The sequence below is a fragment of the bacterium genome, from assembly GCA_040757115.1.
Classification (GTDB): domain Bacteria; phylum UBA9089; class CG2-30-40-21; order CG2-30-40-21; family SBAY01; genus JBFLXS01.
In genome coordinates this window covers 1-24,480 of sequence record JBFLYA010000038.1, presented here as the reverse complement: position 1 = coordinate 24,480, position 24,480 = coordinate 1, and the positions used below count along the sequence as shown (strand labels likewise).

Below are 24,480 nucleotides of genomic sequence, written 5' to 3'. Positions count from 1 at the left end.
GTTTTCCACAATCAATTTCTACCTATTTCTATAAATTTCAATCTATTTCTATTATCTTATCTCCATATCACTCTTATCTCCTTATCCCCTTTCTTACACTTTTGATATATAGCCTGAACGGTTACAAGAAAATACTATGGCTACGCAAGACGAGATAATCCATTTGAATGAACTGCTTAATACCCATAAAGAGAACCTCAGGGAGTTAGAACTACAGGCGGCTAAGTTTGGTCCTTTATATTGCCCTGTCCATATCACGAATGGGATTAAGGAAGAAAAGGTACGGATTAAGGAGATTGAAGAAAGGCTTAAAAGACTTAAAAACCATCAGGAGGATGTGCCAGGTAAAGAATCAACAGGAGATAAAGGTAAGACGACTCAGCCACCTGATGAGGATATAACGGCAAAGATTTCATTATCATCTTCTAAGAAAGAGATTCCTGAGGGGTTACCAGGAGAGTGGATATTAACGCCAGGTAATACTTATACTATTGGAAGACCGGATGAATCCGAAGTGGATATTGATTTGTCTTTTGACAATTCTGTAACTCGAGAGCATGCGCAAGTCTGGTTTGAGGATAACTCCTGGTGGATAAGGGACAAGAGTAGGTATGGAACAAAGATAAATGAGAAAAGGAGCACCAAAGGAAAGAAGACTAAATTAACCTCTGGCGATAAAATCTCTATGGGAAACGAAACCATCCTTGTCTTTGAAGAAGCAACCCAAGAAGGAGGGGGAAAAGCGTCTCACCAATTTGAACTATCACTGCAAGGATTTAAAGAATTTGTGAAAGTAACAAAGATAAGAAGAGCAGAGACTCTTATTTCAAATATGGCTTTCTCGCAAGAGATAATCTCAAAGGCACAATCTGAACTTCCTAAAATTCTAACTGAATTTAAAGACAAAGACATATCTGTTATTCTTTGTGGGTCATTCTCCCGACTTGAAGCAAGCAGAACCTCTGATGCTGACTTCTTTGCCATCTTTGAGGATAAAGAGCAATCTTCTGAGGCTATCAAGGCAATGATATACACGGCAAATTGGTTTGATAAAGAAGGGATTGATGTTCATCTTGAGGGGTTGTCTGAAAAACTTAGAAAAGACTGTCAAGAAGGGTTTGGGAAAGGAAGATTTCCAACCCTATTCCCAAAGGATGAACTCCTGAGTAAGATTGGAAGTAGAGATGATTCAGATGAGTGGAAAACACGCCGAATAACCTTTTTAACTGAATCTGTCCCTCTCTATAATCCGCAACTCTTTAATGAAGTAAAAGAAAGTCTTTCTAAGAAATATCTTTCGCATTTAGCTCCTGCAATAAATCAACTGCCTAAAATATTTTTAGAAGAGTTTAGGGGATGGCATTCATCAGTTCAGATTGCCCCAGACATAAGACCAAATGTCGGTTCTCTATTCAGAGTAAAAGCAGAATGTTTGCGTAGATTCACTTGCAATTCCCTCTTGATTGCCTTCGGGACAACTCTTATTCAAGGGACTGAGGATGTTTTCAAAAACCAGCTTTCTATCCTTGATATGCCTCCAATTATTCGATTCCTCTACAGCATAAATAATATGCCAGATGAATTGCAATCTGCGAGTATCGGGATAATAAAGAATATTGTGGAACTCTATAATGATACCCTCAAGATACTGAGTGATAAAACCCTTAGAGAATATGTAGAAAGAGATTTGCCAGATAAAGAAACTGAATATATCAAGAAGGTGCTTAATAAAAACGGGGAGCGGTTAAGGGATAATCTAAGCAGGCTCTGGAATGAGATTTCAAAGGATTTGTCTCCTCAAGAAAGATTTGAGTTATTTCTGTAACCACACTTTTGTAGGAAATTTGGTGGTGTCTTAATCTAGCATAAAGGTTAAAATAGTGTATAGGGTTCTGCAAAATAGGATTTGGGAGAGACAACAAATAAATATTAAATATCAAATATTAAATATCAAATATAAATATCAAAATGCAAAATTACAAATCAAATTTCAAAGAGGAAGTAACAGGGTTTCTCAAAGAGTTGGAGGAATTTGGTAATATCTTTGCTTCAAGTATTTTAACGCTGAAAGGAAAGAGATAATTTTACATTTTGATATGTAATTTTTATATTTGCTTTTTGCATTTTGCTCTTTGGAGGAAATTCCTTTTGGACACCAAATCTGAATAGATTTCACTATTAGAGTTATTTTCAGACACCACCAAAAATGCTTTTAAACTTCAGTCAAATCCGAGCTCTGGAGATGTTGAGAGAGCTCAATATTGGAAAGGGGTGAAAAAATGACACCAATTGCAATCATTGACTACGGAATGGGTAATTTACGGAGTGTGCAAAAGGCGATTGAGAAGATGGGTGGCAGGGTGATAGTTACCAATTCTCCACTTAAAATTGTTACTGCCTCAGCCGTGATTTTACCCGGCGTAGGTGCATTTAAAGATGCAATGACTCAATTAAAAAACTTACAACTTGATACTATCATTCATAGGGTCATAGAATCAGGTAAGCCATTTTTAGGTATTTGTCTGGGAATGCAACTGCTATTTAATAAAAGTTATGAATATGGCGAGTGCGAAGGATTAAATATCCTTTATGGAGATGTCCTTAAATTTCCAGAAACTCTAAAGGTCCCACATATTGGCTGGAATACTATCCAGAAGGCACAGGAGGCAAAAGTATCTTTATTAGATGGCATTCCAGATAATTCTTACTTTTATTTTGTGCATTCTTATTATGTCAACCCTGAAGATGAAGCAATTATTGCGACGACAACTGATTATGGGATAAAATTTACCTCGATGGTTTGTAAAGAGAATGTTTTTGGCACCCAATTTCATCCTGAAAAGAGCCAGACACTCGGATTAAACCTGCTAAAAAACTTTTTAAATCAGGTAACTATTTAACCCTATGAAGTGGAACAGGGGGTAATCGGTGCGAGAAATACGATATACCACCCCATAGTGGGAGAAAGAATGATAGTTTTTCACTTTGTGGACTTTGTGAAAATCATTTGTGCCCGTAACCGTTCAGGATATAGCCACAGAGTCACAGAGAACACAGAGGGAATATATAATCACGAATGAATCCCGTTAGATGTTTTACTATCTAACGAGAATGAACCCGAATCTCCTTGAACAACAAAAAGATTTGTAGTGCGAGGTTTTAGCCTCGCTTCTGGCAAACCGGAAGGCAAACCTAAAGGTTCGCACTACATTTATCGAATGTCACAGGTTAATTCGTGTCCATTTGTGACTAATTCCCTTAATTCTCTGTGAACTCTGTGCCTCTGTGGCTGAACGGTTACTTGTGCCCTTTGTGGTTAAATTAGCCTCCGAATTATTACCTTTATCGGATAGAGATGCCAAAGCGGCTTAGAAAGGAATCAAGATGAACAGCACAGCACAAGATGTAAACATAATTATTGCCTTTATCGCCGGATTATTATCATTTTTTTCTCCGTGTGTCTTACCGGTCATCCCTTCATATCTGGCTTTTATTACCGGTTTGTCTTTTGAAGAAATGAACGAAAATCAAACCGTGATTAAAAGGCGGCTTTTTTTTAATTCCCTTATATTTATTCTTGGCTTTTCCTTGATTTTTATCTTCTTAGGGGCAGGGGCAACCTTAATCGGCAAGTTTTTAATCACTTATAAGCTTATTATTCAAAAGGTAGGCGGAATCTTAATTATCCTTTTTGGCATCCATATAACCGGCCTTGTCCCACTCAACTTACTCCAAAAAGAAAAGCGTGTCCACCTTAAAAACAAACCCTTTGGCTATCTGGGCTCTTTCTTAGTCGGATTAGCCTTTGCTTCTGGCTGGACTCCCTGTATAGGTCCTATACTTGGCGCTATTCTTATCTATGCCGCTACTTCAGATAATGTTTATTCAGGGATTATTCTCCTCTCATCTTATTCCTTAGGGCTTGGACTCCCCTTTCTCATTGTTTCATTAGGGCTGTCTGCCTTTTTGACCCATTTTAACTGGATGAAACGCTATTTAAGACCAATTTCTATCTTCAGCGGTATCCTGCTTATCCTCATCGGGATAATGATATTCGCCGACAAGCTGGGAATGGTTACGGGAATGATTACTGGTGGCTAAACAATGACTAAAGAAAATTGTTCGTTCAAACAATCTAAGGTGATGCTAATTGCCTCCGTTATATTCTTTATCGTTTTTTTACCTATTTAAAAACGCCTACCCCAACTATTGGCTTCCATGACAGCGGCGATATGCTCTCTGTATCCTTCCTGCTGGGCATCCCTCATCCGCCAGGTTATCCATTTTATTGCCTGGTGGACAAGGTATTTAGTATAGCGTTCTCTAAATACATAATAGTAAGTTATTAACGAAAATTTCTCATAGAACAGATATAGCAACAGGGTTGATAGTTTATAGTTGATAGTTTCATAGACTATCAACCATCAACTATCAACAATACTAATGTGAACTTGTAAGCGTTCAGGTGGTGTAACAAAAGGAGATGTGGAGATTAAGGAGATAGGGAGATATTATTAAAAAAATTGAAATTAATAGAAACTAATAGAAATTTATGGAAATTTGTTGTTTTCCACAATCAATTTCTACCTATTTCTATAAATTTCAATCTATTTCTATTATCTTATCTCCATATCACTCTTATCTCCTTATCCCCTTTCTTACACTTTTGATATATAGCCTGAACGGTTACAATATTTATAACTTTCTCAATAAACATATCGCTCCTACGGAGCTAATTTGATGTTGAGACGATAAATCTATAAACATCTCGCCCTTACAGGGCTGAATATATTTTTAAACTCCGTTAGGAGTGATATATTTGTAGATTATGATAATCCTTAAAGAATTCAGCTCCGTAGGAGCGAAATGTTTAACTTAATTTAACAGCCTACGACTGCACAGGTGGAAAAATTCACGAAACTATACTTGACAAAAAGCAAAAAATTTAGTATAGTTATAATAAATTGTTAGACGAAATTAAACGCGGTGTAGAAGAAATAATATCAGAAGAGGAATTTATTAAAAAGCTCAATGCACCTCTCCGTATAAAATTTGGAGCAGACCCAACTGCCCCTGATATTCACCTGGGGCATACGGTTATCCTGCGAAAATTACGCCAATTCCAGGAATTAGGACATAAAATTATATTCATTATCGGTGATTTTACAGCAAGAATCGGAGACCCATCCGGGAGAAATGAAACCCGAAAACCATTATCCTCTCAGGAAATTGAACAAAATGCTAAAACTTATCAACAACAAGTATTTAAGATATTGGATAAAGATAAAACAGAGGTAGTTTTCAATAGCCGCTGGTTAGAAAAACTTGATTGTGCCCAAATAATGAAACTTGCAGGTTGCTACACGGTTGCTCGAATGTTAGAACGGGATGATTTTGAGAAACGCTATGCCGCAGGAAGGGAAATTACCATTGTTGAATTTCTATATCCTTTACTTCAAGGATATGACTCGGTTATCGTCAAGGCAGATGTAGAATTAGGTGGCTCAGACCAAAAGTTCAATCTTTTAGTCGCAAGACAACTGCAAAAAAATTATGGTCAACAACCGCAAGTTGTTATGACGATGCCGTTGTTAGAAGGAACTGACGGCGTGCGGAAAATGAGTAAAAGTTACGGCAATTATATCGGCATCCTCGATTCTCCAAAAGAAATGTTTGGTAAATTGATGTCTATCCCCGATGCCATTATGCCCAAATACTTTGAATTGCTTACAAATATTTCTTTAGATGAGATAAAATCACTCCATCCAAAAGAGGCAAAAAAACTATTAGCTAAGGAAATAGTCAAGTGCTATTATGATGAATCTGAAGCAAAAAGCCAGGACGAAGAATTTGAACGGATATTTCGTGATAAGGAATTGCCTGAAGAAATACCTGAATTCAAGGTGAATAAGCCTTTTATTGGATTGATAGAGGTTATTGTTATGACTAAATTAGCTCCAAGCAAAAGTGAGGCACGAAGATTAATTATGCAAGGAGGCGTTAAAATAGACCAAAAAAGAATAGCACAGGTAGATTTTGAAATAGATTTAAGTTTGCCGAAAATCCTTCAGGTTGGGAAAAAAGGATTTATTAAGTTAGTATCCACTTAAGTCACTTTTGATTTTGGAGTTATCCAATCGAAAATCCAAAATTGTATTAACCTGCGTATAGCAGAAGATTATAAGAGATAAGGACATTGGTGAATGATAATTAGTCACTGGTAATTTAGTTACCAAATTACCAAAAACTGGAGTTTCGTGAATTTATTCATCATGGTTTAACCATAACCTTGCAATATAAATTCCAAATTTCAAATAACAAATTCCAAATAAATTCCAAGCACCAAATTCCAAAACCTATTGCTTTATCAATTTTGTTAAAGGGAGTTGAATATTTTGCTCAATAATGTCAGATTTAGGTTTTTCAATAATTGAAGGACACACCTCTAACCCCTCTCAAGAGGGGAATATAACTTTTCTTTAATTCTATTGCCTCATTGAAAAGCACTTCTCCTTCTTTTGTTTGGAATTTTGATTTTTGGTCATTGGAATTTATTTGTAATTTGGAATTTGTGATTTGGAATTTTGTAATTCACTCACTATTTTTTGCAACTCATGGTTTAGCCATAACTTTGCAATAATTCCTCTTCCTTGTGTTTTCAGGGGATTTCAATCTTCTAAAAATCACGAAACTATAGCAAAAAAGGAGGCATAAAAAATGATTTGTCCAGAGTGTCATTCAGAATTAGTAGAAAGGGAGTATGAAGGGATAGTGATTGATTCCTGTAATAACTGCGGCGGGAATTGGTTAGATTATGGAGAATTAAGCCCCATAATAGATAGAAGACAAACACCTTTTAGTGAAGAAGAAAGAATTACTACCTTTCAGTCTATTGGAGTAGATGCAGGAAAAGGTAAAATCCATAACTGCCCTAAATGTGGTTCACAGATGCAAAAGTTTAATTACGCCATTAATACTGGGGTTATACTCGACCGATGTCCTCAAAAAGATGGATTATGGTTTAATCAAGGTGAGTTAGAAAAGATTCAGATAGTTATGGAAGAACATGATAATTCATTAGAAAGAATAGAGCAGACTCATGAGAAGGATGTTTTATTAGGAACAAAAGATTGCCCTCGATGTCATAAGCAATTAATGGAGATAGATTACGAAGGCGTAAAAACTGATATATGTAAAATTTGCGGTGGTATCTGGTGTGATAGCGATGAACTCTATCAAATACTCAAAATCAGAGAGAAAAAGTTCACTCAAGAGCATTTTCCCGAAATAACCGCAAACAAAGAAGACGCTAAAATCTCACGTCCCCATGAATTAGTTGATACTCTTCTCTGTCCCATTTGTGGACATCTAATGGAACGGGTAAATTATAGCTATACCTCAGGAGTGATAATTGACCACTGTAGAAAAAATCACGGTATCTGGCTCGATAAAGATGAATTAGAAAAGTTACAGGTCTTTGTGGAGAGAGGTGAAGGTAAGGAAGATGAGTATTTGACTAACTATATTCATAAATTACAAGAAATAGAGATGGAAGTAATGATAAAGGAAGAAGAGGCGATAAAATCAATTAAAGTGTCAAGATTGCCTATAATTAATAGATTTATCCAGGCATTAACGAGAAAAGGGATTTTTGATTAGAAGAGTTAATGGGGTAATTAGTAACTGGTGATTGGTAACTAATTACCAGTTACCAGTTACCAAACATAAGGGAGATATTAAAATGTTTATTATCCAGATACTTATTCTATTTATTTTGTTTTATCTACCAGGTTATTTGATTTCAAGCAAGAAATTTCAAGGTGAAGAAAGATTTTGCTTTTCATTTGGCTTTTCTATCCTGATGTATGCAGGACTGGCTGTTGTTCTTCATCTCTTTAAAATTCCAATCCTGTGGTCATTAGCCGTTTTCCCTTTGTCTCTTATTACCTTATTTTTTAGAAGACCAGATTTTAATATCCCGGGAAAATTATTACTTATCTTTGGGATAACTTTAATCCTCTACGCAAGTGTGTCAACGATATCAAAATTTCCCATAAGCGGGGATTCATATTGGCATATCTCGCTTGCAAAAAGTTTCTTAACCGATAAAGCCTGGGTAGTATTACCGTTTACGGAGAGTTATTGGCAAGGAATTGATAAGGCATTTTATGCCCAATATAGACCGCCACTATTTAATTTAATTTTAGGTTTTGTTTTCTCTATATTTGGTCAATCTTTTGAAGTGGCAAAATTGGTTCTAGTATTATTTATTGTTTCAATACTTTTACCAATTTACCTTATTGCTAAAAAATTATATAGTGAAAACTGCGCCATTTACTCAACTATACTTTTAATAACCATAAATCCTTGTTTCCTATCTGGTCCCTTTGAGATAACTGGTCCTTCTTCTTGTGTATATTTTTCCCTGTGCCTTTTTTATCTTTATTTAAAAAGAGACTGGAATTATGTTGCAATTATAGGAGCTGGCTCTTATCTTTTACATCCAGCTTCTTTATTCCTGATTTTATCATTAATTTTAATTGAATTAATTAGGGATAGGAAGGTAATATTTGAGGTTATAAAAAATAGGAAGATACAAATAAAGGCGTCATATTTCTATCCAATATTTATCTTTTTATTGCTCATATCTCCGTGGCTCATAAGGAATTATTTAATCTTTGGGAATCCTGTCCATACATCTGGTAAATATATCTCAATCACGAGAACATGGCAAGAATTCCTGACCCTCAATCCTCCAACACTTAAATCCTATCTTGAATTTATATTGAATCCCATCACCTTTCTTCAGACTAAAATAGGGAGTCTCTACCTGACCTTTTTGCCCAGACCATATTCAATTACATTTTCAACCTGGGATATGCAGGCTCTCTGGAATCCTGTAAGACTAAATGCGGCACTTGCAGGATTTCTATCATACCCTTTATTGATAGTAGTCCTCTATGGTATAATCAAATGGTCAACAAAACTAATTCCATCTTTATTTTATTTAGGATTGATAATCTGTTTATGTGTATCGGGACCCCGGGCAGGATATACAGGCTTTTTAATATCACATTGTGTATTATTAGGGATATTTGGAATAAATATAATCATAAATAGAAAAATACTTATTTCTCTTATCGGTATTATTTTAATCTTGCAGTCTATATATGTTGTTTATGACAGATACAGCCAAAAGGAGATTCCAGAACAAAAATTATATTCCTGGATTAAAGATAATACAGGGTCAGATGAAAAGATTATGATTTGCGATGCCCATGCCATTGCTTATTGGACTGGTAGAAAAGGATTCTTTACTCCTAATGAAAATATGGAAACTATATTAGATTGTATCAAAAAATGGGATATTGATTACTTCATTATTGGCGAGCCAGATCTAAGGCTAAGAAATATTGATATTAATAGGGTTGAAAAAGAATATAAATTTTTGGCAGAAAAAGTTGGATATAGAATATATAAGATTTTAGAAAATTCGGTGGTGTCTTAATCTAGCATAAAGGTTGAAATAGTGTAAGAAAAGGAGATATGGGGATTATGGAGATAAGGAGATAAATTCATTCTAAAATTTTGCAAATTACAATGAATAATCTCCATATCTCCCTTTATTTCCTTATCCCCTTTTGGACACCAAATCTGCATAGATTTCACTATTAGCGTTATTTTCAGACACCACCGAAAATTCTGGGTCATCCACTTGACAAATCTTTAAAAGTCCTGGATGATGAAGTATAAAGAGGAATAATGAAATGCAATGTCCAAAATGTGGTTATAACAATCCAGATGAAGCATTATTTTGTAATCTATGCCATGCGGTATTTCGAAAGGAATCATCTAAAAAGGCTGATGTAAGTCCTGAAGAAGAAAGATATATGATTATGCATAGGCATCGTGAGGGAAGAGGATGGAAAAGATGGATAGGATTAGATGTCTGGTTATCTTTAATCGTGATTATTGTCGTCGCCTGCTGGGCAATTAATAGCGTTACGAAACGAGAAGAAATGTATAGAAGAACTAAAGTGCCAGTTGACAGGTTATCTTCTGCGGAAATAAATTCTGAATTTAGTACTGCTACTACACAACCAGCATATCAATTAGCTGTTAAAAGAGAGACATCCCACTTTATCATTTATACCAGTGATGCAATTTTAGCGGATGATATTGTAGCTAAAGTAGAAATCTATTACGATATACCAACAGATTTAGGATTTGGTGATGCTGGATTCTGGTTAAAGGATAAGGTTACTATTTATGTTTTTGATACCCCGGAGGATTATTTTAAGGCGACAGGTAAAGCTACCTGGTCATCTGGATACAGTGAATTTAAAACCCGCTCAATTTACTCCCATAAAGATGCCGAAAACCTAATTGATGCCGTTATTCCTCATGAATTAACTCATTTAATCTTCGCTGACTTTATGGAATTTAGCCCCAATTTCCCTAAATGGCTTGCCGAGGGATTAGCCGTGTATGAAGAGAATAAGTTTTGCAAAACATACATAAATAATTATCAAGAGATACTTGACCAGATAAGAGGAGGAAAATATTTCACTGCTGACCAACTTACCGCGATTGACATCTCACAACAGAATAAAATTGAGATTATCCATCTGTGGTACACCGAATCTTTAAGTATCGTAACTTACCTGATAGATGTGCATGGAAGAGGAAAACTTTATGCCTTTTGCAAGAATTTAAAGGAAGGTATGGAGTTAAATAAGGCATTAGAAAATGCCTATTCACCAGAGATTAAAAGCCTGCCAGAATTGACAGGTCGATGGTTAAATTATATTAAATCTAATCAGCAAACATGGTAGAAGATAGAAGGCAGTTATTCTGGAAGCCTCTCGGATAAAAATAGGAAGTAAGAAACGGGAAATAGGAAGTAAATAAAACAAAATTCCTACTCTCTACTCTCTACTTTCTACTCTCTACTTAAAAAGTGGGGGTGAAGGAAAAATTTGCGGTGTGCGAAGGCTAATAAAATTACCGCTTAATTTTATCCGAGAGCGTTCTTCTGATAAAAGGAGGTAAACATAAAGATGTCACAAGGAGTTGGTTATCAAGGACCCTTAGAAAAAATTGATGATTATCGTTATCGAATCCCGAAAAGTTATCGGCGAGAGATGCAAGTTCCAGGATTAATATATGCAGATGACTCGATGATTAGCCATATTAAAAAAGATAATACGCCAGTGCAGGTTGCAAATGTTGCCTGTTTGCCAGGTATAGTTAAATACTCATTAGCTATGCCTGATATTCATTGGGGTTATGGCTTGCCAATTGGCGGTGTTGCCGCAACAGATATTGAGCAGGGCGGTGTTATCTCACCAGGTGGAGTTGGCTCGGATATTAATTGTGGGGTAAGATTGGTCCGAACTAATCTCTCTCTGATAGATATTCAGGCTAAACTTTCAATATTAATTAATAGTTTATTTCATAACATACCATCCGGATTAGGCTCAAAAGGAATGATTAAACTCTCACCTAAAGAAGAGGTAGATGTTTTAATTAATGGGTCAAAATGGGCTGTTTCAAAAGGATATGGGATAAATGAGGATTTATCTCATACCGAAGAAGAAGGATGTCTGGCAATGGCGGCTCCGGATAGGATTAGTCATAAAGCAATGGAACGAGGGCTGGCACAACTGGGCACATTAGGTTCTGGCAATCATTTTTTAGAGGTTCAGGTAGTAGAGAAAATTTATGACTCGGCAGTGGCAAAGGTATTTGGACTACAAGAAGGACAAATTACCACTATGATTCATTCCGGGTCAAGAGGACTGGGTTACCAGGTCTGTGAAGATTATTTACACTCAATGGGTGACGCGGTAAGAAAATATGGGATATTTTTACCCGATAGGCAGCTGGCATGTGCTCCATTTAATTCGCCGGAAGGTAAAGCTTATTTTGGAGCAATGTCCGCGGCCGCAAATTACGCCTGGGCAAATAGACAATGCTTGATGCACTTAACCAGAGAAGTATTTAAGCAGGTATTGGGGATGAAACTATCCGAATTAGGCATGGAATTAGTCTATGATGTTGCACATAATATTGGTAAAATTGAGGAACATAATGTTGCTGGCAAAAAGATTAAACTTTGTGTCCACCGCAAAGGTGCAACACGGGCATTTCCGGCTAATCATCCTGTCTTACCTGAAGATTACAAATGTGTAGGTCAACCAGTGATTGTGCCCGGGGATATGGGGACAGCTTCTTATGTTTTAATTGGGACTGCACTGGGTATGGAAGAGGCATTTGGCACTGCCTGTCATGGTGCCGGCAGAGTGCTTTCAAGAACCGCCGCCATAAACCAGGCTCGCGGCAGGGCAATCGATGAAGAATTAAAAATTAAAGGAATATTGGTTCGGTCCGCTGGAAGAGAAACATTAGCCGAAGAAATGCCTGAGGCATATAAGGATGTTACACAGGTAGTTAGTGTCCTTCATAATGCCGGCATCGCCAGACGAGTAGCTAAATTAAGACCACTTGGTGTGGTTAAAGGATAATAAATTGTTGTAAGCGTTCAGCCATCAGGTGTCAACACTCAGATGGTTACTGCTCATTCTTCACCCCTCATTTTTCACTCTCCTTTTCTTACACTACTTGAACGCTTATAGCACTTATTAACCGAAATTTGACATAGAGCCGATTGATTTATGAGCGAATTAGTGAATTAGTGAATTAGAGATTAGAAGATTAGAAAAATTGCGACCTGTGCGGTTAGGTTTTAGGTTATTGACGCTGAAAGCGTCGAATTTTAAATAACCGTAGATGCAATCTACGGAAATAAACGCCCGCAAAACTCGACCCTGAAAGGGTCGAATGTAATCCATGGTTAGGCTACAAATGTGAAGGATTAAGAACTAAAATGAAAATGGTAAAAAACAGCAATATAATTAAATTTGACCTTAAATATCCCGAAGATTTTATTGATAACATAATTTGTGGAAATTGTTTGGAACTGATAAGATTAATTCCAAACAATTCGATAGATGTCGTGCTTACTGACCCACCATATGGATTAAGAAAAGATGCTATCAGAGGCGATGCTGATTTAAGTCTTTTTTATAATGTCCTTTCAGAATGCAACAGGATTCTAAAAGACAATAGTTTTTTTATTACATTCTTTAGCACAAAGTTTTTGCCACGACTATTTGAGAACAATCCATTTAATTATTTCTGGCAGATTATCTTGTATTGTCCTGAAGGAAGGGTTAAATCTCCAATCGGCCTGACTAAATTTATGTCTTGTTTTATCTTTAAAAAAGGAAAACCTAAAATTATTCGCTGGAATAAAGATATATTTGTTGACACCCCAGGAAAAATGGTTGAACCTGATGAAGGATATATAGACCATCCGACACCGAAACCCAAACACTTTATAAAAGAGATATTAAAAATGTTCACAAAAGAGAATGACTTAATTTTGGATCCTTTCATAGGAAGCGGTAGCACTGCCGTAGCCTGTCTTCAGCTTAATAGAAGATTTATTGGTTTTGAAATTGAAGAAAAATATTATAAAATTGCTCTTGAAAGAATCCAATGGGCATTGAGAACAGCTATAAAAGAATCAAGAAATACCATAAAATAGGGAGATAAAAAATGGATTATGCAATTAAAGAAAACAATATTTTATTAACTATCCCCGCTACTAATGCCGGCAAATTCAGATTTAAGAAAAGACAAAATAGATTAGATTTTGGTGAAACCTTTTCGACAAGAGAAGGGACTTTTGATGACCAAACATACTTGGAATGGCAAATAGGTTATGATGTCCCTATTAACGATGTTGAAGCAGGCAAAAAAGGAACAAAATTAACAAACAAGCATTTTATTGGAAGTAACGGAAAAACAAAATATCCTTATGAATTATCGGAAATATTTTATAAGGCTATGGAATTAAAATTTGTCTCTATAGAAGAAATCCAAAACCTGCTTAAGGAAATAAGTAATTACAAAAGTTTTATAGATGAAAAAGCCATAACCGTTGAACACCATTCACAGTTAACTATAAATGGAATAAATTTTGAAGAAACGAGTATTAATTTGCCGACACTGTTTATGATTGAAACTTTAGATGGAACACAAGTAGAAATATCTATTCAAAAACAACAATATGCTACTGGTGTTCAACCAATGGTTTATTTTTGCATACCATTAAAATCATTTAGGAATTATTCAATCCTCCTTGGTAAATCATCTGTTCCTACTGATAAACTTGAATATGTAATCAGCAATGCCAATATCTCAAATCTTATATGTATGATGAAGGTTTTTGGAATGGCATCCAAACGGCACAATCATGATGTTGTTGAAATCCTTAAAATACTTCTTGAGATTATCAGCAGGTGATAATTATGCAAGCACATTTAGCAGAACACCTAACAAAAAATGAAAGAATTCAATTAGGCAGTTACTATACTCCTGATGTCCTTGTCAAACAGGTTCATGAATTTATAATCCCTTACTTAAGGGACATAGGAAAAAAGTGTATTGTTTTTGATAGTGCCGGGGGGTGTGGGGCTTTTATATTTGGTCTCAAAAATTATAATTATCGGATAGCGGATTGTGATTTAAAAGCCTGCCAGTTTCTCAAGCAACATTTTAATCAACATAATATTTTTCAGACAAATTCGTTAAAGGGAGTTAATAGAGATAAATATTTAATTTCTTCCTCTGCATTTTTAATAATGGTAGGCAATCCTCCTTACAACGATACAACATCAGAATTCAGAAACGGCGAGAAGGGGCAAAATATATGCGATGAAGACTTATACGATAGAGATATAGGGGTTTCATTCTTAAAATCATATCATAAACTCAATGCTGATATTGTTTGTGTGCTGCATCCGCTATCATATTTAATAAAAGAGACTAATTTTAAGAGATTGCGAGATTTTAAGGATAACTACAAACTAATAAAAGGCGAAATATTTTCCAGCGCATTGTTCCATGGAACAGGAATAGGAAAATTTCCGATATTAGTATCTCTTTATGAAAAATGTTCAGATGGAATGACATTTGATTATATCAGGAATTTCAGATTTAATATATTAGGCAGTCCCAACACATTTGTTTTATCCGATTTTAAAACTACTGACGGATATATCAATAAATATCCTCCGCGCAAAAATGATGTTCAGAAATCTCCTATTGGTTTGTATTATTACTCATTTAGAGATATTAATTCTTTAAAGAAAAATGCCTCTTTTATGACAAGAGAGCATCCCAACGGAATTGTGGTGACATTGGAGAATCTTTATAAATATTCCTATCTTTATGCACTGAAAAATCTGTTCAATCCTGAAAATGCGTGGTTGTATGGGAACTTATCCCCCCTTATCAACATAGAAGATGTCCAGCAAAACAAAAAACTTTATGTCTTATATGCTATTAAAACAAATAAGGTTTTTAAAGAAATGGATAACTCTATTCTAAAGAAAATTGCTGAACATTATAAAATTAAATTTAATGACACTGATGCTTCTAAGATAGAAAAAGCAACTAAAGATAGATTAAGTAAATTAATAAAATATGAAACCAACAAGGAATCTACAAAATCAGATAGCAAACACTTGCAGACAACTGTTCGTTTCGTTCACTGCGACTGAAGCAAGAGTTGTTAGAATAAATGAGAGAGATTTAGGGTTAAACTTGATTATGGAATGGACAATAGTTCTCCGGCAAGGGAAGAAAAGAGAATTGCAGTGAGAAGTATTATACCTAACCAGGCGTTGCAGTGGACGGCGGGGGGCTAACTGTTTTTCAAAAGTTTGTGGTTTATCAAAGTTTTGTCTTGCTTACAAAGTTTAGTGGCAATCCTCCCCGCCGCACCTGAACTTTATCGTTAGCCCATAGTAGTGACAACCTGTTATCACTTGGAAATTAACCAGTAAAACTTATTATACAAGAGATATAAGGAGAGGCGATTATGCCAACTGTTCTCGAAGATGGCCCATATAGATTTGTTTTCTTTAGTTCCGATAAGGGTGAACCACCCCATATTCATGTAAAGCGGGACCGTCGAATCGCCAAGTTTTGGATAACTCCTGTTTCCTTGGTGAAAAACCGGGGTTTTCCTGGACACGAACTAAATCAGATTGCTCGTCTTGTAGTAGAGCATGAATCAACTCTTTTGGAGGCGTGGTATGAATACTTTGGTGCTTGAAGTAGAACCTATAGCGATAGGAGTCACAGTAACAGATGAGGAATTGGTAGTGGACCTGACAGATGGACGGCGTATTGTTGTCCCACTTGCCTGGTATCCACGATTATTCTATGCTTCACCAAGTGAGCGGCAAAACTGGCAATTATTGGGAGATGGATATGCAATTGAGTGGCCTGACCTTGACGAACATATTGGTATTGATGGATTGATAGCGGGACGGCACAGTGGCGAGAGCCAAAAGTCACTTAATAGCTGGTTATCTGCTCGCCGTGTTCAATCTGGAGCATAATAGGAATTAAACCTTGAAATCTGTGTGAGGAGTAGGAGGGGAGTAGGGGTCAGCTCGACCACGATTTTTACCCTTTCTGGTAATAGGGCCATTTTCAAAGGAAATCTTACCTGTCTGAAACTTTTTAGGAGCCAGACCAAGATAAGCGGTAATTTGTTTAGGAGAGGTAAAGTTGTCAAATGGTCCTATTTCAGAGGCATATTCACTGGCACTGGGGACATTTACCCAGGGGATGGAGAGGAAGAGGAGAGCTGGATTTTGAGACAGATATTGGGCAATGGAGATATTATAGGAACGAATATTGTTCTGATAGTTAAGGAAGTGTTGCCAAAGGATTTTGAGCTGCTGGATTTTGGCTGAGGGATTTGAGGATGTACCAAGAGAGTTTTTAGCCCAGATATGGAGTTTGTCAACGAGCTCTGCTGGTTTTTGGACTTTTGCTTTTGAGAGTTGTTGAATTAAGGTGATGCGATTGAGGTTAAGGAGTTGTTCTGGAGAATGAGCAAGGGATAGAAGGACAGGTGGAGCATTATGTTCCCAGAAGTTAGCAAACAATTCTTGGCATCCTGGCATTAAGTCGTGTAAGAGGTCAGTAATTCTGTTTTTGGCTTGAGTTTGAAGATTAACCTCATCGCGTCTGGCTCGGGTTAGTGTTTGCCAGTTTTGATAGAAATCATCAAGAGGAGGGCAAGAGGATACCCAACCATTAACAAATGCTTGGCCAATGGCACACAAATCAATAGAGTCTGTTTTAGCCCAATTCATCTGTCCTTGACGGAGATGGTAAGTGCTATTGGGGAGAACAAAAACAACAGAGATTTTGTGTTGTCGTAATTTATTAGCCAAATTCTGATGATATTTGCCGGTATATTCCATAACCGCATAGACCTTTTTGAGATTAAATTTGTCTATTACCTCACAGATATGAGTTAAGAGAACCTGAACACCGGTTAAGGTGTTAGGTATAGAGAACTCGTCCTTAAGGATTTTACCGTAGTAATCACAAATAAGAATCTGATGTTTATCCTTATGGACATCGATGGGAATAACGCCCACATTTTGAGGTTCAAGTTGTTTGACCTCTTCAGTAAACCTGCTGCCTTTAGGTTTCTGAATGTGGGTTTTGACTTTTTTCCTTTTTTGTTTGTTATGAATCTTTTTCATCCGGACTACCTCCTTTAGATAAATGTTTGGGGCAATGTCTAAAAAGACAACCCTTTTCTATTATATCATATATCAGGTAGTCTGGATGACTTTTTATAAATCTTTTTTAATATCTTTGAAATATAAAAGTATTATACCAAACCGTAAATGTGGAATGCACAATAATTCGGTAAGGCAGAGGAAAAGGAAAAGACAGCGAATCAAAGCTTTTGTCTAACCCTGCGTTGCAGTTGACGGCGGGGGACTGTACCGTGGACAGAGTTTTGTAGTCTCTCAAAGTTTTATCTTGCTATCAAACTTTTGTGGTAATTCTCCCCGCCGCACCTGAACTCTATCGTTAGGATGAGAAAGACATTGATTGAATAGATAAATGCCTATTACTTAAAGCCGTGTTGGAGAAAACCTAATGCACGGAATTTTAGGGGGACTCTGGAAACGAGGGCATAAAACCAAACCGCACCAGAATCCTACCCAACTACGAGAGGAGGATAATTATGGATAAAGTATATATTAAAGCTATAGCGGAAGAAGTAAGAGATAAGAGGATATTAGAAAAGGTTTCATTAGATGATGTTTGGCGAGTAGCGTATGGAAGTGAAATTGAGATAGATTCCAAAGCACTTGATATTATTGAAAAAAGACGAAAAGATGTAATAGATGAAATAATAAAGAATCCAAAACCTGCCTATGGATTTAATCGCGGATTCGGGCATAATGTTGATATTCCGGTTCCTCAACAAAGGTATTCTGAACTTCAGAATAATCTTATTCGTTCCCATTCATGTGGCGTTGGAGATGTTACACCTATAGAAGTTGTTAGAGCTGCGATGTTTTTACGTGTCATATCCTTATCACAAGGGTACAGCGGAGTCCGTCCCGAAGTTATAAAAAAACTTATTGAGATGCTGAACAAAAAAATTACTCCAGTAGTTCCTAAATTCGGTTCTGTAGGTGCCAGTGGCGATCTTGCTCCCATGTCTCATATTGCACTGGCAATGATAGGCGAAGGCGATGTTTTTGTTGGATCAGACAAAGACCGAAAAAAAGCAAATAATGTATTCACTCCAATTTCTTTAGAAATGAAAGAAGGATTAGCATTAAATAACGGTGTACAATATTCCACCGCCTTTGGTATATTAGCTTATTTTAAGATGATAGACATCCTGAAAAGTGCAACGGTTATAACAGCCATTTCTACACAGGTTATGCTTGGGGCTGATACCTGTTTTAATCCTGAGTTTCATGAATTGAGACCTCATCGAGGGGCATTGAAAGTTTCCAAATGGGTTTGGGAACTGATGAAAGATTCTCCGATTCGCAAAGCTCATTCTGATTTTGATATTGATGGTGAGGTTCAGGATCCTTATAACATTCGATGTGCCGCTCAAATATTGGGTACATGTTATGATTTAATAGAGGAAACCCGTAGAGCTCTTGAAGTTGAGACAAACAGTGTTACGGATAATCCTTTAATTTTCCCAAATACCGAAGATAATAAATTTATCAATATTATCAGTGTAGGACATTTTCATGGCATGCCTGTTGCGGTTAAATTGTATAACCTTATTCAAGCTATAGGAATACAGCACTATAAATATGAATGGGCTACAATATATTGTATGAGAAGTTGCTAAGTGTCGTTGTAGGGAAATTTCTGAAAAAAGTTCTTGACTTTTAGATATTCTATATGCTATTATATTTGAAATTAAAATTATCTTTGTGGAGAGTGAATATGTATGGAGAGTAACAATGTACTTAAGATTGGTCTTCCTAAGGGAAGTCTTCAGGAGTCGACATTAAGGCTATTCAAAAAGGCAGGTTATCATATAAATATATCTAATCGTTCCTATTACCCTACTTTTGATGATCCTGAGATAGAATCAATGCTTGTTAGAGCACAGGAGATGCCAAAATACGTTGAGGATGGCCATCTTGATTGTGGACTTACAGGTTATGACTGGGTTCTTGAACAAAATGTAGATGTAGAAACAGTTGCAGATTTGAAATATGCAAAGGAAGGTTTCAAGTCCGTGAGATGGGTTATTGCAGTTCCATCGAGTTCAGATATAAAGTCAATAAAGGACATCCAAGGCAAACGTATTGCTACTGAACTTGTTGAGTTCACAAAACGATACCTTAAGACTAAAGGCGTTGAGGCAACGGTAGATTTCTCATGGGGTGCAACGGAAGTAAAACCACCTTATCTTGCAGATGCCATTGTGGAGGTTACAGAGACAGGTGCATCATTAAGAGCTAATAATCTCATTGAAATTGAAACAATTCTTGAATCAAATGTACAGGTTATTGTAAACAAAGATTCATGGAGGAATGAATGGAAAAAGAAAAAAATAGATAATATAATTCTTTTTCTTAATGCCGCTCTTCGTGCTGAGGAAATGGTGGGACTAAAAATGGTTGTTAAAAATGAAAATATAGAGAAAGTTCGAAGGATACTTCCCCAAGAATATCCACAAGTTATTTTACCATTTATTACAGAAAAAGGGTGGTATATAGTTGATGTCGTTGTTAATGGTAAAGATGTTTCTAATTTAATTTCGAGTCTAAAAACAAGAGGTTGGGCTTTTAACTTTATTGAGTATTCACTGAACAAGTTCGTACCTTAAAAAAGTACTTAAAGTGATACAAAATAGAATGTAATATGGTGAGTTGGCAGTAAATGCCGGCGTAGCTCCAACTGGTTAGAGTGTCTGACTGTGGATCAGAAGGTATGGGTTCGAATCCCATCGCCGGTACCAAATTTTTGGAGGTAAAAAAATGAGTAGTAGAGTTATTAAAACGTTACGGGGTTTTCGTGATTATATGCCTGAAGAAATGCGTGTGCGGGACCAAATACTCTCCACTATTAAAAAAGTATATGAATTATATGGCTTTGTTCCACTTGCAACTCCTGCTCTTGAATACAAAGAAACTTTACTAGGTCTTGGAGGAGAAGAAATTAATAAGCAAATGTATACCTTTACTGATAAAGATGGAAATGAGGTCGGTCTAAGATTTGATTTAACAGTTCCTCTTTCACGAGTTATTGCTCAATATCCACAACTTCCTAAGCCATTTAAAAGATATCAGGTTCAACCTGTGTGGAGATGTGATAAACCTGATCCTGGCCGATTTCGGGAATTTATCCAATTTGATATTGATATTGTTGGCACGAGTGAGATGATAGCTGATGTAGAAATAATATTAGCTATGTATGATTCCCTCAATGCTCTGGGATTAACTGATTTTCGGATAAGATGTAACAATAGAAAGATTATAGATAGTTTAATTAAATATGCAGACATTCCTGTAGAACCGAGCCATTCTGTATTTAAAGTCATTGATAAATTGGAAAAACAAGGACTCGAAGCAGTAAAGCAAGAATTAGGGGCAGGGAGAATTGATAGTTCAGGGGATGAGATAAAAGGTCTTAACCTTGAGGTGAACCAGATATTGAAAATTGAAGAATTCCTTTTACTTCCTCAGAATACCCGAAATGAAGCTATAACTTCAGTGACAGAGTTTTTCAAAGGAGTTTCTACTGCAGATAAAGGAATAAGAGAGTTAGAAGAAATTAATAAATATCTATCTGCTCTGGAAATTCCTGATGATAAAGTTACTATTGATTTGAGCATAGCACGAGGGCTTGACTATTATACTGGACCTGTCTATGAAGCAATTCTTCTTGATGCAAGAGAGTTTGGCAGTGTAATGGGTGGTGGGCGTTTTGACCAGTTAATTGGACAATTTCTCGGTAAAGAAATTCCAGCCACAGGTGCGTCTATAGGGGTTGACCGTATTTTTGATGCGATGAAGAAATGTGCTCCATCTGAAAGCAGACCCTCTGTGGCTAACGTTTTTATCACGGTTATGGTAAAGGAAAAGATGGTTGAATATATGAAAATTGGGCATCGTCTCAGAGAAGAAGGCATAAATACAGAGGTTTATATTGGAAAAGAACAAAAGATAGGTAAACAACTTGAATATGCCGATAAATGTTCAATTCCGATAGCTGTTATTATTGGTCCTGAGGAGTTTTCAAACAACGAAGTTACAATCAAGGACTTAAGAGTGCTTAAAAAAGAAACAGAAAAGATTGAAAAACGGGAGGAATGGCTAAAAGCTCAGATAGGACAGAAAACAGTTAACAGTGAAAAACTTATAGAAGAAATCAAACAATTGCTAGACCAAAAGAGTTAGGAGTGTTTGGTAAAGATGAGAAGCCTATTTGACAATATTGATGGATTAGATGCTAAAAAAATGATTGGGTTATATATAGAAGTTTCTGGGGGAAGAAAGTATAAGGAGGTACTGGACATATTATATCTGATATACCCCACTAAAATCTGTTCCGTCTTCTACTTAAGCCCGCAACTAAAGGGATCCGAATTAAAGAAGACAAGCTTATATATGCCATTGAAATGATAATAGAAGATGAGTATGGTATTGTTTTAACATCAAAAATGCATGAAGTAATTAAATCTGATGACAAAAGCGATATTGTAAACATATCAGCAAATTTAATTGAATCACTTGAAGTTGATGTGGTTGAAAAATCGCTGATTGTAAATTTAGTGCATAAACTTAAAGAAGCTGGTGTATCTCTAATTATGCAGATAAAATTTGAATGTGTGTTTGAGCGTGATGGTATTTGGTGGATAAGATATATCAGCCCAAAGGGCGTAGTAGTCTCTGAGTCATCAAATAGCACAAACCCTGAAAAAGCAAGAGCATTAGTCGAACAGAGAAAACGAGAAATGATTTAAACTTTTCGACCTATCCGATTAGAAAATCATGAGCAATGATAGGAATAAGGATTGGTTATAGAAAAGGAGTGAATTTTGGGGAGGTCTTGGGGTGAAGAGAAGGTTCGAGGTGTGTGAACACCAATAAAATCAATACTCAATTTTATCCGCGAGCATTCAAAACAGAAAAGGAGGTGAACATGAGCAAAGTTACTGGCCAAGTAGCAGTTGAGTTCATCCTTAGCCGTGTAAAAGATCAAAGGGAATCTCGGATCTCGTACCACTGTGACGTCAAATGCACAGATATCGCTTTTCAATCAACGCCAGTGAAGCAAGGTAATGTATCTCTTGTGGACGACTTGAAGGTGCTTGTCCGAAAACTGAATGAAATCAAGAGCCAATAATATGATGCATCACGTGATAGGCTCGCAACCTATTGACAGAAGTCATATGGATGAAAGGCCGGAGAAGGCCATTTTCACTATAGCTCCTGTTGGTGCGTGTTGCAATCTCGCGTGCTCTTATTGTTATCATGCAGATATCCGTCATCGTACACGCGCTTTTGACGTGATGAGTGAGGAAATCTTGACGAATGTAATCGCTACCACAGTGAACTCAGCCAGAGTCGTTCAGTATACATGGCACGGCGGAGAACCTTTGCTCGCTGGACAGGATTTCTTCTCAAGAGTGGCGAAGTTCCAAGAGCGTTTTGCGTCGACGGAGGGGACCAAAGTAATCAACCACATCCAGACAAATCTGACGCTATTGAGCAAGAAAATGGCGAAATGGCTCAAGCATTATGACTTCCAACTAAGCACAAGCCTTGACGGGCCAAGGGAATTTCATGACCGTCTCCGCAGATTCCCAAACGGGCGTGGGACATTTGATGTGGTGATGGACAAGCTTCGCTTGTGCCAAGATGTTGGATTGCCATATGGAGTTATCTGTGTTGTATCTCAAATTAATGCTGATTATCCTGAGACCGTTTACTCTTTTCTGACCGAAGCGGCGCCGTATGGGTTTGACTTTAGCATATGTAGTGACCGACTTGGCTCCTCCACTTTCATTCCATCTTCCAGGCAACTTCTGCACTTCTTCAAAAGAGCATTTGACCTTTGGTACGGCGAGTTTGATGGACGGATCCCTGTGAGGACTTTCGTTGGTATCATCGAGAGATTATTAGGGGGTAGTCCTTCGGACTGTACATTTGCTCAACATGGTTGCGGAATCATTACAGGTATTGACCGCGATGGCACTGTCTATCCTTGTGCTCGCTTCTTGGGTGTGCCTGATTTCGCTCTGGGTAAAGTGAAGTCACAAGGGATCGACACAATACTGATGCAACCGAAGGTTGTGGCGACCAGGAAAAATCTCTCTCTTCCATCCTCAAAATGCACCTCGTGCAGATGGTTCTTTCTTTGCGGTGGCGGTTGCCGGTTTGAAAATTGGTTTGCACAGAGTCACTCCAACGGAAGAAATCCCTGGTGTACTTTCAGACAAGATCTTTTCAGTCACATCGTGAGAGCTATATCTTCGACCGTTGAGGAGATGGTACAGAGCATAGAGCAGGAGGATATCCCGCGACTAAAGGGGCAAGATGGAGTTGAGGGATCGCACCTTAAAAACGGGAAAAGGAGAGTTAGGGTCAGACTACCATATAAAAGTCAAGCACTTTTTTAAATTTTTTCTTTAGAGTAAAATTGGATACGACTTCCCCTTTCCCCAAACATATAGCAATTTCAAGGGGTTAGTTACTCATTCATATGTTCGGATAAAAGTCTTGACATAATAGCTAATTATTGATAAAATTAAAACGAGAGCCAAGAGGTCCTTTCCAAGTAATTTTCCTCAAAGGAACTATTCTGGCCGTGAATGTGGAATGCACAATAATTCGGTGAGGCAGAGGAAAAGGAAAAGACAGCGAGTCAAAGCTTTTGTCTAACCCTGTGTTGCAGTTGACGGCGGGGGGCTGTGCCGTGGTCAGAGTTTTGTGGTCTCTCAAAGTTTTATCTTGCTATCAAACTTTTGTGGTAATTCTCCCCGCCGCACCTGAACTTTATCGTTAGGAGTACAAATGAGCGAGAAATCAATACGCG

Annotated in this window: 22 protein-coding genes and 1 tRNA gene; 21 read left to right on the top strand and 2 right to left on the bottom strand. The window is 36.9% G+C overall.

Going from position 1 to position 24,480, the window contains the following annotated elements; all coding sequences use genetic code 11:
- Window positions 1-136: 136 nt before the first annotated feature.
- The 8 genes from AB1422_05050 (at window position 137) to AB1422_05015 (ending at window position 9,508) form a co-directional block, all read left to right on the top strand.
- Complete coding sequence (locus tag AB1422_05050; GenBank protein ID MEW6618702.1) at window positions 137-1,825, top strand: FHA domain-containing protein; 1,689 nt, start codon at window positions 137-139, stop codon at window positions 1,823-1,825.
- 454 nt (window positions 1,826-2,279) lie between these two features.
- Window positions 2,280-2,900, top strand: a complete 621-nt coding sequence (hisH, locus tag AB1422_05045) for an imidazole glycerol phosphate synthase subunit HisH (GenBank protein ID MEW6618701.1) — start codon at window positions 2,280-2,282, stop codon at window positions 2,898-2,900.
- Between the two features lie 484 nt (window positions 2,901-3,384).
- On the top strand, window positions 3,385-4,101 hold the full coding sequence (locus AB1422_05040) for a cytochrome c biogenesis protein CcdA (protein MEW6618700.1): 717 nt from the start codon (window positions 3,385-3,387) through the stop codon (window positions 4,099-4,101).
- A 131-nt stretch (window positions 4,102-4,232) separates the two neighbouring features.
- Window positions 4,233-4,349 carry a DUF2723 domain-containing protein gene (locus AB1422_05035; GenBank protein MEW6618699.1) on the top strand — a complete coding sequence of 39 codons (117 nt, stop codon included), beginning with the start codon at window positions 4,233-4,235 and terminating at the stop codon, window positions 4,347-4,349.
- Between the two features lie 203 nt (window positions 4,350-4,552).
- Window positions 4,553-4,741, top strand: a complete 189-nt coding sequence (locus tag AB1422_05030) for a hypothetical protein (GenBank protein ID MEW6618698.1) — start codon at window positions 4,553-4,555, stop codon at window positions 4,739-4,741.
- Between the two features lie 223 nt (window positions 4,742-4,964).
- On the top strand, window positions 4,965-6,110 hold the full coding sequence (gene tyrS / locus AB1422_05025; protein MEW6618697.1) for a tyrosine--tRNA ligase: 1,146 nt from the start codon (window positions 4,965-4,967) through the stop codon (window positions 6,108-6,110).
- A 607-nt stretch (window positions 6,111-6,717) separates the two neighbouring features.
- Entirely contained in the window at window positions 6,718-7,659 is a 942-nt protein-coding gene (locus AB1422_05020; GenBank protein MEW6618696.1) for a zf-TFIIB domain-containing protein, read from the top strand.
- An 82-nt stretch (window positions 7,660-7,741) separates the two neighbouring features.
- Complete coding sequence (locus tag AB1422_05015) at window positions 7,742-9,508, top strand: glycosyltransferase family 39 protein (protein ID MEW6618695.1); 1,767 nt, start codon at window positions 7,742-7,744, stop codon at window positions 9,506-9,508.
- Here the strand turns inward: AB1422_05015 and AB1422_05010 are convergent.
- The gene (locus AB1422_05010) at window positions 9,505-9,660 is read right to left on the bottom strand and encodes a hypothetical protein (GenBank protein MEW6618694.1); all 156 of its coding nucleotides are present in this window, start codon (window positions 9,658-9,660) and stop codon (window positions 9,505-9,507) included. The genes AB1422_05015 and AB1422_05010 overlap by 4 nt on opposite strands.
- 107 nt (window positions 9,661-9,767) lie before the next feature.
- Between AB1422_05010 and AB1422_05005 the strand changes: the two genes are divergently transcribed.
- The 7 genes from AB1422_05005 to AB1422_04975 all read left to right on the top strand — a co-directional run bounded on the left by AB1422_05005 (window position 9,768) and on the right by AB1422_04975 (window position 16,478).
- A complete protein-coding gene (locus AB1422_05005; protein ID MEW6618693.1) occupies window positions 9,768-10,835 on the top strand; it encodes a peptidase MA family metallohydrolase in 1,068 nt (355 codons plus the stop codon).
- A gap of 225 nt (window positions 10,836-11,060) precedes the next feature.
- Entirely contained in the window at window positions 11,061-12,527 is a 1,467-nt protein-coding gene (locus AB1422_05000; protein MEW6618692.1) for an RtcB family protein, read from the top strand.
- A gap of 362 nt (window positions 12,528-12,889) precedes the next feature.
- Window positions 12,890-13,612, top strand: a complete 723-nt coding sequence (locus AB1422_04995; protein MEW6618691.1) for a site-specific DNA-methyltransferase — start codon at window positions 12,890-12,892, stop codon at window positions 13,610-13,612.
- Window positions 13,613-13,623: 11 nt separating this feature from the next.
- A complete protein-coding gene (locus tag AB1422_04990; protein MEW6618690.1) occupies window positions 13,624-14,373 on the top strand; it encodes a R.Pab1 family restriction endonuclease in 750 nt (249 codons plus the stop codon).
- Between the two features lie 5 nt (window positions 14,374-14,378).
- Complete coding sequence (locus AB1422_04985) at window positions 14,379-15,632, top strand: hypothetical protein (protein ID MEW6618689.1); 1,254 nt, start codon at window positions 14,379-14,381, stop codon at window positions 15,630-15,632.
- 320 nt (window positions 15,633-15,952) lie between these two features.
- The gene (locus tag AB1422_04980; GenBank protein ID MEW6618688.1) at window positions 15,953-16,189 is read left to right on the top strand and encodes a DUF4160 domain-containing protein; all 237 of its coding nucleotides are present in this window, start codon (window positions 15,953-15,955) and stop codon (window positions 16,187-16,189) included.
- Complete coding sequence (locus AB1422_04975; GenBank protein ID MEW6618687.1) at window positions 16,170-16,478, top strand: DUF2442 domain-containing protein; 309 nt, start codon at window positions 16,170-16,172, stop codon at window positions 16,476-16,478. The genes AB1422_04980 and AB1422_04975 overlap by 20 nt, the downstream gene beginning before the upstream one ends.
- A 6-nt stretch (window positions 16,479-16,484) precedes the next feature.
- Here the strand turns inward: AB1422_04975 and AB1422_04970 are convergent, their stop codons facing one another.
- Window positions 16,485-17,642 carry a transposase gene (locus AB1422_04970; GenBank protein MEW6618686.1) on the bottom strand — a complete coding sequence of 386 codons (1,158 nt, stop codon included), beginning with the start codon at window positions 17,640-17,642 and terminating at the stop codon, window positions 16,485-16,487.
- Between the two features lie 494 nt (window positions 17,643-18,136).
- Between AB1422_04970 and AB1422_04965 the strand changes: the two genes are divergently transcribed.
- The 6 genes from AB1422_04965 (at window position 18,137) to AB1422_04940 (ending at window position 24,064) form a co-directional block, all read left to right on the top strand.
- Window positions 18,137-19,276, top strand: coding sequence for an aromatic amino acid ammonia-lyase (locus AB1422_04965; GenBank protein ID MEW6618685.1), 1,140 nt, complete (start codon window positions 18,137-18,139; stop codon window positions 19,274-19,276).
- Window positions 19,277-19,378: 102 nt separating this feature from the next.
- The gene (hisG, locus tag AB1422_04960; protein MEW6618684.1) at window positions 19,379-20,266 is read left to right on the top strand and encodes an ATP phosphoribosyltransferase; all 888 of its coding nucleotides are present in this window, start codon (window positions 19,379-19,381) and stop codon (window positions 20,264-20,266) included.
- A gap of 55 nt (window positions 20,267-20,321) precedes the next feature.
- Window positions 20,322-20,398, top strand: a tRNA-His gene (locus tag AB1422_04955).
- Between the two features lie 19 nt (window positions 20,399-20,417).
- Window positions 20,418-21,839 carry a histidine--tRNA ligase gene (hisS, locus tag AB1422_04950; GenBank protein ID MEW6618683.1) on the top strand — a complete coding sequence of 474 codons (1,422 nt, stop codon included), beginning with the start codon at window positions 20,418-20,420 and terminating at the stop codon, window positions 21,837-21,839.
- 221 nt (window positions 21,840-22,060) lie between these two features.
- Window positions 22,061-22,405, top strand: a complete 345-nt coding sequence (locus tag AB1422_04945) for a hypothetical protein (protein ID MEW6618682.1) — start codon at window positions 22,061-22,063, stop codon at window positions 22,403-22,405.
- Window positions 22,406-22,768: 363 nt separating this feature from the next.
- On the top strand, window positions 22,769-24,064 hold the full coding sequence (locus AB1422_04940) for a radical SAM protein (GenBank protein MEW6618681.1): 1,296 nt from the start codon (window positions 22,769-22,771) through the stop codon (window positions 24,062-24,064).
- Window positions 24,065-24,480: the final 416 nt, after the last annotated feature.